This is a genomic window from Ramlibacter sp., assembly GCF_050250995.1.
Taxonomy (GTDB): domain Bacteria; phylum Pseudomonadota; class Gammaproteobacteria; order Burkholderiales; family Burkholderiaceae_C; genus Ramlibacter.
The window spans coordinates 272,138-286,500 of the sequence record NZ_JBFWNP010000003.1 but is presented as its reverse complement, the minus strand read 5'-3'; the positions used below and the strand labels follow the sequence as shown (position 1 = coordinate 286,500).

The 14,363-nt window shown below is 69.4% G+C and carries 12 protein-coding genes; 8 read left to right on the top strand and 4 right to left on the bottom strand.

Going from position 1 to position 14,363, the window contains the following annotated elements; translation table 11 throughout:
- Positions 1-38 precede the first annotated feature (38 nt).
- The 4 genes from AB7E83_RS05050 (at position 39) to AB7E83_RS05035 (ending at position 4,059) form a co-directional block, all read left to right on the top strand.
- Positions 39-1,103 (top strand): TauD/TfdA family dioxygenase, encoded by a 1,065-nt coding sequence (locus AB7E83_RS05050; RefSeq protein WP_428565970.1) that lies wholly within the window; start codon positions 39-41, stop codon positions 1,101-1,103.
- Complete coding sequence (locus AB7E83_RS05045; RefSeq protein WP_428565967.1) at positions 1,096-1,977, top strand: phytanoyl-CoA dioxygenase family protein; 882 nt, start codon at positions 1,096-1,098, stop codon at positions 1,975-1,977. The genes AB7E83_RS05050 and AB7E83_RS05045 overlap by 8 nt, the downstream gene beginning before the upstream one ends.
- 23 nt (positions 1,978-2,000) lie before the next feature.
- Positions 2,001-2,969, top strand: coding sequence for a Bug family tripartite tricarboxylate transporter substrate binding protein (locus AB7E83_RS05040; protein ID WP_428565965.1), 969 nt, complete (start codon positions 2,001-2,003; stop codon positions 2,967-2,969).
- A gap of 127 nt (positions 2,970-3,096) precedes the next feature.
- Positions 3,097-4,059: a Bug family tripartite tricarboxylate transporter substrate binding protein gene (locus tag AB7E83_RS05035; protein ID WP_428565962.1), complete on the top strand. Its 963-nt coding sequence runs from the start codon at positions 3,097-3,099 to the stop codon at positions 4,057-4,059.
- Positions 4,060-4,093: 34 nt separating this feature from the next.
- On the opposite strand, the gene AB7E83_RS05030 is transcribed toward AB7E83_RS05035, so the two are convergent.
- Positions 4,094-4,471: a response regulator gene (locus AB7E83_RS05030; protein WP_428565960.1), complete on the bottom strand. Its 378-nt coding sequence runs from the start codon at positions 4,469-4,471 to the stop codon at positions 4,094-4,096.
- Positions 4,472-4,595: 124 nt separating this feature from the next.
- Here AB7E83_RS05030 and AB7E83_RS05025 point away from each other — a divergent pair, with 124 nt between their 5' ends.
- On the top strand, positions 4,596-5,732 hold the full coding sequence (locus AB7E83_RS05025; RefSeq protein ID WP_428565957.1) for a CaiB/BaiF CoA transferase family protein: 1,137 nt from the start codon (positions 4,596-4,598) through the stop codon (positions 5,730-5,732).
- 22 nt (positions 5,733-5,754) lie between these two features.
- Here AB7E83_RS05025 and AB7E83_RS05020 read toward each other — a convergent pair whose 3' ends face one another.
- Genes AB7E83_RS05020 through AB7E83_RS05010 form a run of 3 tightly spaced genes read right to left on the bottom strand, consistent with a single transcriptional unit; the run spans position 5,755 to position 9,436 of the window.
- Positions 5,755-6,657, bottom strand: coding sequence for an HpcH/HpaI aldolase/citrate lyase family protein (locus AB7E83_RS05020; RefSeq protein ID WP_428565955.1), 903 nt, complete (start codon positions 6,655-6,657; stop codon positions 5,755-5,757).
- Between the two features lie 21 nt (positions 6,658-6,678).
- The gene (locus AB7E83_RS05015; RefSeq protein ID WP_428565953.1) at positions 6,679-8,382 is read right to left on the bottom strand and encodes a thiamine pyrophosphate-dependent enzyme; all 1,704 of its coding nucleotides are present in this window, start codon (positions 8,380-8,382) and stop codon (positions 6,679-6,681) included.
- A 55-nt stretch (positions 8,383-8,437) separates the two neighbouring features.
- Complete coding sequence (locus AB7E83_RS05010) at positions 8,438-9,436, bottom strand: LysR family transcriptional regulator (RefSeq protein ID WP_428565950.1); 999 nt, start codon at positions 9,434-9,436, stop codon at positions 8,438-8,440.
- Between the two features lie 116 nt (positions 9,437-9,552).
- Here AB7E83_RS05010 and AB7E83_RS05005 point away from each other — a divergent pair, with 116 nt between their 5' ends.
- From AB7E83_RS05005 to AB7E83_RS04995, 3 genes are all read left to right on the top strand, one after another.
- On the top strand, positions 9,553-10,521 hold the full coding sequence (locus AB7E83_RS05005) for a Bug family tripartite tricarboxylate transporter substrate binding protein (RefSeq protein WP_428565947.1): 969 nt from the start codon (positions 9,553-9,555) through the stop codon (positions 10,519-10,521).
- Positions 10,522-10,586: 65 nt separating this feature from the next.
- Positions 10,587-11,729 (top strand): metallophosphoesterase family protein, encoded by a 1,143-nt coding sequence (locus tag AB7E83_RS05000; protein ID WP_428565946.1) that lies wholly within the window; start codon positions 10,587-10,589, stop codon positions 11,727-11,729.
- A complete protein-coding gene (locus tag AB7E83_RS04995) occupies positions 11,726-14,353 on the top strand; it encodes an AAA family ATPase (RefSeq protein ID WP_428565943.1) in 2,628 nt (875 codons plus the stop codon). Before AB7E83_RS05000 ends, AB7E83_RS04995 begins: the two co-directional genes overlap by 4 nt.
- Positions 14,354-14,363 lie beyond the last annotated feature (10 nt).

Here is a 14,363-nt window from a genome sequence, read left to right as displayed (position 1 = left end):
CGATTGCAAGCATGCTTGCGCACCGAAGGAAGAAGACCATGAGAGACATCCGACCCATCACCGGCCCGTTCGTCTGGCACGGCAAGGACATGGAGAAGCGCAGCGAGGCATGGACGTTCACCGTCACGCCCGCGGAGGTCGAGGAGCTCGATCGCGCGATCCGGGGCGTGCTCGCGCGTGGACTGGAACTGCACCAGACGCGCCCCTCGGACTTCCCCCTTCCCATGCTCGGGCCGCGCCTGAAAAAGGTCGCCCACGAACTCGAGCACGGCCGCGGCTTCGTGCTGCTGCGCGGCATCGAGGGCGAGCGCTATTCGGACGAGTGGGCGCGCTATGCCGTGTGGGGTGTCGGCGCGCACCTCGGCATTCCGGTGTCGCAAAGCAAGAACGGCGAGCTGCTCGGCGAGGTCACGGACGTCGGCGTGAAGCTGCACACGCCCACGTCGCGCGGCTACCGCACCAAGGAGCATCTGCGCTTTCATACCGACCACGCCGATCTGGTGCTGCTGTACTGCGCCCGCAAGGCGCGCACCGGCGGCCTGAGCCGCGTGATCAGCTCCGTGGACATCCACAACGAAATGCTGAAGCGCCGGCCCGACCTGCTGCCGCTGCTCTTCGAGGACTACTACTTCAGCCGCCAGGGCGAGGAAGGGCCGGGGCAGGGTCCGTGGTATGCGAAGCCCGTGTTCAGCATTCGAGACGGCTTTTTCTCCAACCAGTATTCGCGCTCCTTCGTGGAGTCCGCGCAGCGCTTTCCCGAGGTGCCGCGCATCACGCCGGCGCAGGACGAAGCGCTGGACCTGCTCGCGCAGATCGCCGACGAGCGCTGCCTCGAGATGGAGATGCAGCCCGGCGACATCCAGATCCTCAACAACCACGTGACGCTGCATTCGCGCACGAGCTACGAGGACCACGAGGAGCCGGGCAAGAAGCGCCTGCTGTATCGCCTGTGGCTTTCCACGCCCGACAACCGCCCGCTCGACGAGCGCGAGCGCGTGCTGTGGGGCGAGGTCGAGGCCGGCACGCTGCGCGGTGGCGTGATTCCTGCATCGGGCCAGCGCTATGCGTTCACGCCCGCCGAATCGGAGACCCAGGATGCCTGAGGTCATCAGCTCCGAACAGGTGAAGTTCTTCGACGAGCAGGGTTACCTGCCGCCGGTGCAGGTGCTCGCGCCGGAGGAAGTGGCGAAGTACGCGGCAAGCCTTGCGCAGTGCCGAAGCGACTTCCCCGAACACGCGAAGAAGCTCAAGACCAAGGCGCACCTGCTGTGCCCCTGGATCGACGAGATCGCGCGGCATTCGCGCATCCTCGACCTCTATGCCGACATCCTCGGCGACGACATCCTGTGCTACAGCATGGCGATGCGCATCAAGCCGTCGGACGGCAAGGTGCAGGCCGGCTGGCACCAGGACACGGCGTACGGCGGCATCGAGCCGATCATGATCATCGGCGCGCTCGCGCTGTCCGAATGCACGGTGAAGCACGGCTGCCTGCAGGTGATCCCGGGCAGCCACAAGCTCGGCACGCTGCCGCACGTCGAATCGGACGACCCCACGAGCATCCTCGCGCGCGGACAGTTCATCTCGGCGGAGTTCGACAAGTCGAGCGCGGTCGACCTCGTGCTGAAGCCGGGCGAGATCGGGCTGTTCAACGCCGCCACCATCCACGGCTCGGGCGTCAACACCTCGGGCGAGGACCGCGTGATCCTGCTGGTGGAGCTCATGCCCACGTGCGTGAAGCAGCGCAAGCACCGTGAGTCCGCCATGCTCGTGCGCGGCACGGACACGCATGGCAACTACGACGCCGAGACCGGCGCGCGCACGCTCTTCGGCGAGGCCGAGCTCGCGCACTGGAGCGACAAGGTGTTCAGCCGCGCGAAGAATGTGTTCGCCGACAGCAAGCTGCCGGTGAGCGAGTCGTACGGCGGCGGCACGCGCACGGACGCGCCGGCGGCCGCGACGGCCGCGGCCAAGTGATTCCTTCAAGAGAAAGAGCCATCATGACCCTCCAACGACGCGACCTGCTGGCCCTGGGCCTGCTTTCCCCCGTGGCCGGCCTGGCCCAGACCTCGGACTATCCGAAGCGCGGGCCGGTGCGCATCGTCGTGCCCTTCGCGCCCGGCGGATCGGTCGACATCATCGCGCGCTACATGGCGCAGCAGATGGCCGGCCCGCTCGGGCAGAGCGTGATCGTGGAGAACCGCGCGGGCGGCGGCGGCGCGGTGGGCACGGAGTTCGTCGCGAAGGCGGCGCCCGACGGCTACACGCTGCTGCTCGGCTCGACCGGCCCGATGTCGGTGGGTCCCAACCTCCAGAAGGTGGGCTTCGAGCTCAAGGATTTCACCGCGCTCACCAACGTGGCGTCGATCCCGCACGTGCTCGTGGTGCGCGCGAACCTGCCGGTGTCGAACCTGCGCGAGTTCATCGCGTACGCGAAGGCGAACCCCACGAAGGTCAACTACGGCTCGGGCGGCCTCGGCACCACGCACCACCTCACGGGCGTCATGCTGAACCAGCTCGCGGGCATCCGCATGGTCGACATTCCGTACAAGGGCACGGGCCCGGCGCTCGTCGACCTCGTTGCGGGCCAGGTCGACGTGATGTCGGTCGACATGCCGCCGGCGCTGCCCTTCATCCACTCCGGCCGCATCAAGGTGCTGGCCATCGCGACGGACACGCGCAGCCCGCTCGAGCCGACGATTCCGACCTCGACCGAGGCCGGCCTGCCGGGCTATCTCGTCACCGCGTGGTATGGCATCGTCGGCCCGGCCGGCATGCCCGCCGACGTGTCCGCGAGGCTCGCGAAGGTGATGGGCGACGTCATCGCGCAGCCGGCGACGCGCGAAAAGTTCGCGCAGCTCGGCGCCGCGCCCGAGGGCCTGTCGCTCGCCGCATTCGGCGACTACATCCGCAAGGACAACGCGAAGTGGGGCAGCGTCATCAAGGCGGGCAACCTGAAGATCGAGTAGACCTCATCGGTTCGCGGCGCGCCCCCCTGCGCCGCTGTTCCGACATGCAGAACATCCGGCGCGCGCCGCCTTGCGCGTGGCGCGGGCGTCGACGATGCTGTGCCTCCCAACCCTCGGAGACACATACATGCGGTTCACCCGCCGGCTTCTCGTTGCTTCCGCCTTGCTGTTCGCAGGCCTCTCGTCCGCACAGGCCCAGGGCTACCCGGACCAGCCCATCAAGATGATCATCGGCTTCGCGGCCGGCGGCCCGACCGACATGGGCGGCCGCATCCTCGCGAAGGAACTGTCGGCCGCGCTCGGCCAGAACGTCGTCGTCGACAACAAGCCGGGCGCGAGCGGCCTCATCGGCCTGGACGCGCTCTCGTCGGCCAAGCCCGACGGCTACACGATCCTGCTGATGCCCAACGCGACGAGCGTCGCGCTGCTCGCGCAGAACAAGCCCCTCGACATCGACAAGCGCATGACCGTGATCGGCGGCACCATCGTGCAGCCGATGGTGGTGGTCGTGAACCCGAAGGTCGTCGACGTGAAGAACCTGAAGGAGCTGGAGGCGTACTTCAAGGCGCATCCCGGCACGCCATACACGACGTCGGGCCATGGCGGCCCGAGCCATGTGGTGATGACGGTGCTGGCAAAGCGCCGCGGCCTCAACATCGTGCATATCCCGCACAAGGGCATCCAGCCCGCGCTGCTCGACACCGTGGCGGGCCGCATCGGCGTGCTGCTGACCGACGCCGCGCAGTCCGGCCCGCACGTCAAGTCGGGCGTGCTGCGCCCGATCGCCTCCGGCGGCACCGTGCGCTCGCCCGCGTACCCGGACGTTGCGATGGCGGCGGAGCAGGGCGTCGACGATTTCGAATACGACAGCACCAACGCGCTCGCCGCGCCTCCCGGCACGCCGCCGGCCGTGATGCAGAAGCTGCGCGCCGCGCTGAAGAAGGCGGTGGAGAGCGAGGCCTACACGCGCTTCGCGTCGGACGGCGGCAACAAGGCCGTGTTCACCGACGGCCCGGAATTCCGCAACGTGCTGGAGAAGGACTACAACCGCTGGGCGCGGCTGATGAAGGAAGCGGGCGAGCTGAAGTAGTGCCTGCGACGCGAAAGGCCTGTCGCCGAACGCGTCAGGCCTTGCCCGCGACCAGGCCGTCCAGCAGGGCGGCGAGCTGCTCGCCCTCGAAGGGGGGCGTGAGGTAGCCGTCGGCCCCCGCCGAGAGCCCGGCGCCACGGTGCAGTTCGTCGAGGTACACGGCGGACATGAGGATGACGGGAACGTGCTTCGTCTCGGGCGCATTCTTGATCGTCTGGCAGACCTGCACGCCGTTGACGTCGGGCAGGTTCACGTCGATCAGCACGGCCGATGCCCGCCCGGCCAGGCGCAGGGCGTCCGTGCCGCTGGCGGCCTCGAGGGTCCTGAAACCGGCGCTCTGCAAAAGGCGGGAGGCGGCGTAGAGGGCCGCGGGATGGTCGTCGACCACCAGGATCGTATGTTCGGAGCGCACGGCTCGAGTGTAGCGGGAACGTGCGATTCAGCTCATCAGAACATGCAAAGCCGGTGTGCATGTTGATCCAGCATGCGGAACCTTGGGGTGCCGGCGCGCCGCGCCGCAGCGGATACTCGACGCCATGACCGCTCCCCTTCAAGGCTTCCGCATCCTCGACCTCACCGCGGTGCTCATGGGCCCGTTCTGCACGCATTTCCTCGCGGAGCAGGGGGCCGACGTCATCAAGATCGAGGCGCCCGAGGGCGACATCACGCGCCACCTGGGCCGCGCGCCCGAGCCCGCGATGTCGCCGGTGTTCCAGCACGTCAACCGCAACAAGCGCAGCGTGGTGCTGGACCTGAAGGCGAAGGACGATCTCGCGGTGCTGCACGGGCTGCTGAAGGATGCGGACGCCGTCGTGTTCAACATCCGCCCCGAGGCGATGGCGCGGCTCGGGCTGGGCTACGAGGCCGTGCGCGCGATCAATCCGCGCATCGTGTACTGCGCCTTCACCGGCTTCGGCAGCGGCGGCGCGTATGCGGGCAGGCCGGCCTACGACGACCTGATCCAGGGCCTGTCCGGCGTGGCGGACCTCAACCTGCGCGCGGGCGCGGGCGCGCGCTATGCGCCGATGGCGCTGGCGGATCGCGTGGTGGGCCTGTACGGCCTGAGCGCGCTGGTCATGGCGCTGCTCGCGCGCGAGCGCAGCGGCGAAGGCTGCGCGCTCGAGATCCCGATGTTCGAGAGCATGGCGCACTTCGTGATGGTGGAGCACATGTTCCTGAAGTCCTTCGTGCCCGCGCTGGGCGAGTCGGGCGCGACGCGCACGCTCGACCGCAACCGGCGGCCGTTCAAGACCGCCGACGGCTACCTCTGCATGCTCGGCTACTCTGACCGGCACTGGGCGCGCATCTTCCACGTGATCGAGCGCACGGAGCTGATGCAGGACCCGCGCTTCGCGAGCCCCGGGCTGCGGCTGGAGAACATCGAGCCGCTGAACGCGGCGCTGGCCGAAGGCCTGCTGGCGAAGACGACGGCGCAGTGGCTCGAGATCTTCGAGCGCGAGGACGTGCCGGCGGCACCCATGAATTCGATCGAGGACATGTTCGACGACCCGCACCTGCGCGACGTCGGATTCTTCCGCGAAGTCGACGAATTCGACCGGCACAAGTTCATTCACATGCGGCATCCGATCCGCTGGTCGAACTGGGAGAGCGACCTGCCGGACCGGACGGCGCGCCTGGGCGAGCACACCGGCGAGGCTTCCTGGCGGCCCTGAGCCGCCACTTCCGCTGCCTTCGCTACTCGATGCTCGCCTGCCGCTGCATGATCGTGCGCGCCTGCAGGATGTGCGGCGCGTCGATCATCTCGCCGTCGACGATGAACACGGCGGCGCCGCTGTCCTTGTTCTCTTCGACGGCCCGAAGGATCGCCTTGGCCCACGCGAGTTCCTTCTCGGTCGGCGCGAAGGCGCGGTGGACGCCCTCGGCCTGCGCGGGGGAAATGATCTGCTTGCCATGGAAGCCCAGGCGCGCGGAGAAACGCGCGTCGATTTCCGAGGCTTCGAGATCGCGGTACTTCAGGTACGGATAGTCCACCGCCGTGATGCCGGCCAGGCGCGCGGCCAGCACGACGCGGCTGCGCACGTACAGCGTCTCCAGCGCATCGGCGGGCATGCGCGTGAGGCGGTAGCCGTACTCGTTGGAGAGGTCGTCGAGCCCGCAGCACATCATGCTCATGCGCGGCGAACAGGCGGCGAGGTCCTCCACCTTGTGGACGGCGCGGATGCGCTCGATCACGCAGCCCATCTTCACCGTCCCCACGGGAATGCCGTGGCGCCGTTCGGCGGCGGCGATCATCTTGTCGAGGTGCAGCATGTCGTCGAGCCCCTGGCACTTGCCCATGACGATGACGTTGGGCTGGCCCTGCACGAGGGTGTCGATGTCGGCCTCGGCGTAACCGTAGTCGAAGTGCGTGATGCGCACCCACACCTCCTTGTCGCCCCAGTCGATTTCCCGCAGGCCGCGCAGCGCCCAGCCGCGCGCCTCGTTCTTGCGCTCCGGCACGACGCCATCCTCGAGTTCGAGCCGCACGATGTCCGTCTTCGATCGCGCCGCCTTGTTCATCAGGTCCCAGGCGTTGTCGCAGGGGGTGATGAGCTGCGTGCGGCGCAGGTTCGTCTTGCGTGAGATGAGTGTCGTCATGGGGTCGGTCCGGGGTGGAGGTTACGCTTCGCGCGACGCCTGCGGATCCTGCGTCGCACGGGAGGCGGGCAGGCGCGTCTTCACGTGCAGGAAGTAGGGCGTGGCGGACCGCAGGCCGCGCGCGACGGCGGCGTCCACGTCGTCCGCGCGTTCGACCGTTTCCGAGGGCATGCCGAATGCGGCGGCGATCCGCGCGAAGTCCGGGCTCGCGAGCGTCGTGCCGACGTGGCGGCCGGGATAGTGGCGGTCCTGGTGCAGCCAGATCGAGCCGTAGGCGCAGTTGTCGACGACGATGAAGAGAATGGGCAGGCGCCGCTCGACGGCCGCGATCATCTCGTTGCCCGTCATCATGAAGCCGCCGTCGCCGACGAGGCACACGACCTTGGCGTCCGGGCGGCGCATGGCGGCCGCCACCGCGGCTGGCGTGCCGTAGCCCATCGCGCCGGCAATGGGCGCCAGCATGCGTTCGCCGGGACGGAAGTTGAAGTGCCGGTACACCGGCGCGGCGAAGGTGCCGGCGTCGAGGCAGACGAGGGTGGATCCCTCGCGTTGGCGGGCGAGGGCGCGCACCACGTCCACGCCGTCCGACGGGGCGGGCCAGGCGGAAATGCGACGTTCGATCGCGCGCAGGCGCTCGCGCCATGCGTTCGATGTGTTCGATGTGTTCGATGTGTTCGATGCGTTCGATGCGTTCGATGCGTTCGATGCGTTCGATGCGTTCGACGTGTGCGGCAGCGCTTCGTCGGCCAGCGCCTGCGCGAGCGCCGTCGGGTCGCACACGATGCCGATGCGCGGCGCGAAGTTCAACCCGACCTGATGCGCATCCGCATGGCAATGGACCACGGCCTGCGCGGGCTGCGGCATCGCGGGAAACGTGTAGCCCTGGCTCGTGATGTCGCCCATGCGCGTGCCGAGCGCCAGGATCAGGTCGCTCGAATGAAAAGCCTCCATCTGCTCTCGGTCGTTCGCGAGGCCCAGGTCGCCCGCGTACAGCGGATGCGCGTTGGGAAAGATGTCGTGCCGGCGGAACGATACGACGACGGGGACCTGCCAGGATTCGGCGAGGCGCAGCAGGGCGGCGCGGCCCGGTTCGTTCTCGAAGCTGCTGCCGGCCACGATCAGGGGCCGCTGCGCCGCGCGCAGCATGTCCGCGAGTTCGCGCACCACCTGCGGCGCGGGCTGCGTCGGGGCGGGCGGGTGCGCGCGCCAGTCCTGCGCGGGCAAGGCCTGGTCCTGCACGTCCTCGGGCACCACGAGCACCACCGGCCCCGGCGTGCCGGACGTCGACATCCGCAGCGCCTTGAAGGCAAGCTCGGGAAGCTGCTCCGGCGCGTGCGCACTGCCGACCCATTTGGCGATGCCGCCGAACATCCGCGGGTAGTCGATTTCCTGGAACGCTTCGCGGCCCACGTGGTCCTTGGGAACCTGGCCGATCACCAGCACGAGCGGCACCGCATCCTGCTGGGCGGTGTGAAGCGCGATCGCGGCGTTGGATGCGCCCGGTCCGCGGCTGACCATCACCAGCGCGGGGCGTCCCGTGAGACGCGCGTCGGCGCAGGCCATGAAGCCGGCCCCCGCCTCGTGCCGGCAGGTCACCGCCTCGATGGCCGGCACCTCGTTCAGCGCGTCGAGGAGGCCGAGGTAGCTCTCGCCGGGCACCAGGAATGCGCGGTCGATGCCATGGGCTGCGAAGACTTCGAGGAACGAGTGGGAGGCGGTCGGCACGCCGCATGGTCCGACGGATCGGGCCACCGCAGCAAGGGCATGGAATTTATATCAGCTATGCCCGGAAGGTTTGGCCGGCCTTGGGGCGTTTCGCCGCTCGCGCCGGCTTGGGCGCCTCCTCGGCCGCCACCGTCAGGTACAGCGGGAAGCGCTTGGCGGCCAGCTTGACCTGGTTGCGGATCTCTGCCTCCACGAACTGGATCGCGCGGCTGGGCGGCCGGTTCGCCGCTCGGCCCATCATCAGGCGGATCTCGACCTCGGGCGCGCCGAGCCGGCGCGAGATGAGCTCGCCGCGCCGCTCGAGCGCCTCGACCGCGGTGTACGGCAGGACGGTGTGCGCGAGGCCGTCGCGCACCACGTCGAGCGCGAGCGAGATGGTGTCGATCTCGTACTGCACGTCGAGGTGGACGCCCGCGCGGCTGGCCGCGTAGTCGAGCGCGCGGCGCAGCCCGTGGTTGCGCGTGGGCAGCACCAGCGGCACGCCGGCCAGTTTCTTCAGCGCCACGGCGGCCGACGGCGCCTGCACCAGCGGCTTCGTGCCCGGCGGCGACACGAGGGAGAGGCGCGCCGCGCCGAGCGGCTCCACCAGGATGTGCTGCGACCGCCGCGCGTCGTGCAGGATCGCGAGGTCGACGCGCCCATTCGTCAGCCACTCGTGGACGTAGCCGCTGTAGGCCTCGACGATGTTGACGCGCAGCTTCGGAAAGCGCAGCCGCAGCGTCTTGAGCAGGGCCAGGCCGAAAAGCGATCCGGCCGTGGGCGTCAGCCCCAGCGTGATCGGTCCGCTCGCGGCCGCCGACTCCTCGTGCAGGTCGAGCGCCGCGTGCTGCAGCTGGTGGACGAGGGGCCGTACGCGCTCGAGCAGCGTCTCGCCCTCGGGCGTCAGCGCGACGCCGCGGCCGTGACGGTACAGCAGGCGCACGCCGCATTCCGCCTCGAGCTTCTGCACCTGCCGCCCGAGCGCCGGCTGCGCGATGCCGATCACGGCCGCGGCCTTGGTGAAGCTGCCGTACTCCGCCACGTGCAGGAGGTATTCGAGTTTCTTCAGGTCCATGCGGCATTGTCGCGCGGCAAACCTTTCGGGCATAGCTGATATGCGGTCGATGCCATTGCTGGAGGCCGGCCCTTGGAGGAGCATGCGTCGAACAAGCGACCCAGGAGACAGACATCATGACCATGCATCGCAGGCAGTTCGTCGCGGCCGCATTCGCGGGCGGCTTGCTTCCGTGGCAGCTCGCGCGGGCGCAGGCCTACCCCAGCAGGTCGATCCGCATCGTCCTTCCCGCGCCGCCCGGCAACACCTCGGACGCCGCGGTTCGCCTGATGGCGCAGAAGCTCGCCGAGAAGCTCGGCCAGGCCGTGGTGGTCGACAACCGCGCCGGGGGCAGCGGCGTGATCGGCATGCAGGCCGGGCTGCGCTCGCCGGCGGACGGCTACACGCTGACGATGATCTCGTCAACGAGCACGGTGGCCGCCGTCCACCTGATCAAGCAGCTGCCCTACCAGCTCACGGACATGGCGCCGATCTCGTCGTTCTTCTCGGTACCGTCGGTACTCGTGGGATCGAAGGCGTTCGCGCCGAACACGTTCAAGGAGGTGATGGATCTCGCGAAGGCCAAGCCCGGCACGCTGAACATCGCCTATTCCAACGCGACGGGCGCGGTGGCCGCCGCCAGCCTGAAGCAGATCGCCCGCATCGACGTCACCGCCGTGGCCTACAAGGCGGGCGCGCAAGCGGTCACCGATCTGCTCGGCGGCCAGGTGCCGCTGATGATCAACGACGTGGCGCTCACGCTGCCGCACATCAAGGCGGGCTCGGTGAAACCTTATGCGGTGACATCGGCGAAGCGGTCGTCGGTGCTGCCGGACGTGCCTACCCTGAGCGAGCTCCTGCCGGAACCGCTGGAGTTCTTCGGCTGGACGGGCTTCGCCGCGCCGGTGGGCACCCCCCAGCCGGTCATCGCGCGGCTGAACACCGCCATCAACGAGATCCTGCGCAGCGACGACATGCTGGCTTTCCTGCGCAACATGGGCGCCGATCCGGTGGTGCATGCGCCCGAGCAGCTGAGCGCCTACATCCGCAGCGAAGAGCCGCGGTGGGGCCGGGCCCTGAAGGCCGCGGGCATCCAGCCCGAGTGACCCGCGCGCCCCGGCGCCTTCCGATCGGGAACGCGCCGCCATAATCCCCTTGCAAGGGGGAACGCATGAAGTTGCTGCATACGGCCGACTGGCAGATCGGCCGCGTCTATTCGCAGTTCGACAGCGGCGACGGCGCGCAATTGAGCGCCGCGCGCGTCGACGCGGTGGCGCGCATCGCCGAGCTTGCGGTTCGGCATGAGGTCGATGCGGTCGTCGTCGCCGGCGACGTGTTCGACTCGCAGGCCCCGCGCGAGAAAGCCGTGGTGCGGCTGTTCGAGGCCATGCGAGGTTTCGCGGGTCCGTGGGTGCTGCTGCCCGGCAACCACGACGCGGCCCTGGCCGAATCGGTGTGGACCCTGGCGCGCCGCCTGAATGCCGTGCCGGCGAACGTCCACCTTGGATTGACGCCCGAAACGCTGCATGTCGCCGGTGCCGCGGGCGCGAAGATCGCCGTGCTGCCCGCGCCGCTGACGCAGCGGCACACGCACCTGGACCTGACGGCGTGGTTCGACGACGCGCAGACCGATGCCGATGCATTCCGCATCGGTGTCGCGCACGGCAGCGTCGAAGGCTGGCTGCCCGAAGCGGCGGATGCGCAGAACCCGATCGCGGCGGACCGTGCGCAGCGCGCGCGCCTGGACTACCTGGCCCTCGGCGACTGGCACGGCAAGCTGCAGGTGAACGAGCGCACCTGGTACAGCGGCACGCCGGAGCCGGAGCGCTTTCGTGCGAACGATCCGGGATTTGCCCTGCTGGTGGAGATCGCGAGTCCCGGCGCGACGCCGAACGTGACGCCGGTTTCGGTGGGCCGCTATCGCTGGGTGACGCTTTCGCTGGACGTGGGGGACGCGAGGGATGCGCAGCGCGCGGTCGATGCGCTCGCGGGTGTCGATTCGTCGACCGTCGCCGAGGTTCACCTCACAGGCTCGTGCGATCTTGCGTGGCAGGAACGGTTGCAGTCGGCCCTGGCCGCGGCGGAGAACAAGGCGGCGGCGCTGGCCGTGCGCGTCAACGACCTGCGCCTCGCGCCGACCGAGGCCGACCTGCGTTCGCTGCAGGCCGATGGCTTTCTCGGCGAGGTGCTGGACACGCTCAAGGTGCAGCTGGCGTCGACCGGCGACGAAGCCGAGACAGCACGCGATGCACTGCTGCATCTCGCACGCATCCAGCGCGAACTCGGCGCCGTGCCGTCGGAGACGGCGCCGTGAAGATCAGCACCATCCGCGTCGAATCGCTGCGGAAGTTCCGCGAGCCGTACACGCTGGCCGCGCTGGACGAAGGCATCAACCTCGTCGTCGCGCCCAATGGCGGCGGCAAGTCCACGCTGGCCGAGGCGGTGCGCGCCGCGTTCCTGGAGCGGTACAAGTCGGCCAAGCCCGCGGAGTCGCTCGCGCCGCACAGCCAGCCGGGCGCGAGCCCTTCGGTGCAGGTGGAGTTCTCGCACGAGGGCAAGTCGTGGCGCGTCACCAAGACCTTCGGGCCGAAGAAGTCCTGCACGCTCGAATCGGACGGCGCATCGGAGTCCGGCGAGGAGGCGGAGAACCGCCTGGCGCAGATGTTCTCGTTCGGCTTCGCGGGACGCGGCGCCAGCCAGCCGGACGTGCAGGGCATTCCCGGCCTGCTGTGGGTGAAGCAGGGCCAGTCGGGCGACATCGACGATCGCGTGGAGCATGCCCACGAACACCTGAGCCGCGCGCTGGGCGATGCGGTGGGCGAACTCGCGGCGACGGCAGGCGACCGCGTGATCGAGCGCGTGGAGGCGGAGCTGGCCGCGCTGCAGACCAAGACCGGCAAGCCGACGGGCGAGTACGGCCGCGTGTTGGCGCAACTGGAAGCCGCCGTCGGCGAGCGCGATGCCGTTCTCGCGAAGGTGCAGCAGTACGAAGCGATGGTGGACCGTTTCGGCGCGCGCCGGCAGGCGCTCGCGGACGTCGAACGGCGGCGGCCGTGGGAGGCGCTCAAGCACCAGCTCGCGAGCGCGCAGGCGAAGCTCGACGAAGCCTCGGGGCTCGTGGGCCAGCGCGAGCAGGCGGCAATGCGTTTGCAGATGGCGAAGGCGGATGTCGAGCGATGCCTGCGCGAGCTGGGCGTGCTGGCGGACGAAGAGCAGGCCGTCGAAGTTCGCCAGGCGGCGCTGGACCGTGCGCTTGCGCGGGACGCGGAGACGCTGGCCGCGGTTCGGCATGCGTCCGAGTCGCTCCTTGCCGCCCAGGAGGCGGACACGGCGGCGCGTGCGCGGTCGGTCCACGCGCGCAAGGCGGCATCGCGTAGCCAGCATGTATCGGCCGCGGCTTCCTTGCTCGATCGCCTGGAGAAGATCCAGCGCGTGCAGGCGTCGGTGGACGTCGTCCACGCGGACATCGAGACGCGCGAGCGCGAGCGGGGCCAGCTCGTGCGGTTCGCGGGCGCCGGCAAACGCCTCGCGAAGCAGCGCGACGATCTCATGCAGGCCCGGGCGCGGCTCGATGCGGTGGCCACGCGGATCGAATACCAGTTGCTCGGCGACGGTGTCGCCATCGAAGGTGCGCCGGTGTCCGGCGACGGGTCGCGCACCGTCGTCGAGCCGGTCACGCTGTCGATCGCCGGCGTCGGTACCTTGCGCATCGTGCCCGGCGGCGAAGATCTTTCCGTGCTGCGCGCGGATGCGCAGCGCAAGGAGGCCGCCTTGGCCGGCACGCTCGGCGACTACGGCGCGAACACGGTCGAGGAAGCCATCGAGTCCGAGCATCGGTTGGTGGCCATCGAGGTCGAACTGAAGCAGTTGAGGAGCAACCTGAAGGCGCTGGCGCCCGACGGCGTCGATGCCCTGCGTGCGGAGCGCATGCGTGTCGAGAGTGAACGTGCGGGTCATCTGCAGGCGCTCGAGGGCATGGCCGAACTTGCGGCCGATGCGCCCCTCGGCGTGGTGGAGGCCGAGGCCGCCGAGGCGGCGACGAAGGCATCGCTCGACGCTGCCCAGGCCCGTGCGGACAAGGCGCGCCAAGAGGCGGCGCAGGCGATCGCGCAGCGCGAAAGCGCGCAACGCGAATGCGACCAGGCGCGCGGCAAGCTCGAAGCGCCGGGGCGCGAGGCGCGCAAGCTCGCCGCGCAGAACGGCTGGGTGACGGCGCGCGCGCAGGAGAGCGTGGAGAAGCAGGCGCTGGACGAGATCGAGGCGCGCCTGCGCGCGGCGAACCTCGAGCAGTTGAAGCAGGACGTGGAGCGCTTCGGGCGCAGCGCTGCCGCACAGGAAGAGGAATATCGCAACCTGCGCATCGAGGTGCATGGCCTCGAAGGCGAGCTGAAGGCGATGGGCGCGCTGGGCCTGGGCGACGACGCGGCGGAGAAGCAGGACGCGGTGGCGCGGCTGCAGCGCGATTCGGAACTGCATTCGCGCAAGGCGCATGCGCTCGCGCACCTGCTCGGGCTCCTGCAGGAAAAACGCGCGGCGCTGGCACGGCGGATTCGCGCGCCGCTGCAGGTCCGGTTGAATCACTACCTGCAGATCCAGTATCCGGGCGTGCAGATCGAGCTGGACGAGATGCTGCGGCCGTCACGCATCACGCGACAGGGCCCGCATGGTTTCGAGACGGCGAAGTTCGGCGAGCTGAGCGGGGGCGAGCGCGAGCAACTGGGCATCATCGCGCGCCTGGCCTACGCGGATCTGCTGCGGGAAAAGGGCAAGCCGACGCTGCTGATGCTGGACGATGCGCTGGTGAACACGGACCGCGAGCGGCTGGCGCAGATGAAGCGGGTGCTGTACGACGCGGCGCAGAGGCACCAGGTGATCGTGTTCACCTGCCATGAGGAGAACTGGGGGGATATGGGGGTGGTGGCCCGGCGCCTGGCGTGAGCCGACGGGG

Excerpts from the sequence above, each read along its gene's own strand:
- AB7E83_RS05000 (WP_428565946.1), top strand. The coding sequence starts at position 10,587 with ATGAAGTTGCTGCATACGGCCGACTGGCAGATCGGCCGCGTCTATTCG.
- AB7E83_RS05020 (WP_428565955.1), bottom strand. The coding sequence starts at position 6,657 with ATGACGACACTCATCTCACGCAAGACGAACCTGCGCCGCACGCAGCTC.
- AB7E83_RS05025 (WP_428565957.1), top strand. The coding sequence starts at position 4,596 with ATGACCGCTCCCCTTCAAGGCTTCCGCATCCTCGACCTCACCGCGGTG.
- AB7E83_RS05040 (WP_428565965.1), top strand. The coding sequence starts at position 2,001 with ATGACCCTCCAACGACGCGACCTGCTGGCCCTGGGCCTGCTTTCCCCC.
- AB7E83_RS05035 (WP_428565962.1), top strand. The coding sequence starts at position 3,097 with ATGCGGTTCACCCGCCGGCTTCTCGTTGCTTCCGCCTTGCTGTTCGCA.
- AB7E83_RS05045 (WP_428565967.1), top strand. The coding sequence starts at position 1,096 with ATGCCTGAGGTCATCAGCTCCGAACAGGTGAAGTTCTTCGACGAGCAG.
- AB7E83_RS05010 (WP_428565950.1), bottom strand. The coding sequence starts at position 9,436 with ATGGACCTGAAGAAACTCGAATACCTCCTGCACGTGGCGGAGTACGGC.
- AB7E83_RS05005 (WP_428565947.1), top strand. The coding sequence starts at position 9,553 with ATGACCATGCATCGCAGGCAGTTCGTCGCGGCCGCATTCGCGGGCGGC.
- AB7E83_RS05050 (WP_428565970.1), top strand. The coding sequence starts at position 39 with ATGAGAGACATCCGACCCATCACCGGCCCGTTCGTCTGGCACGGCAAG.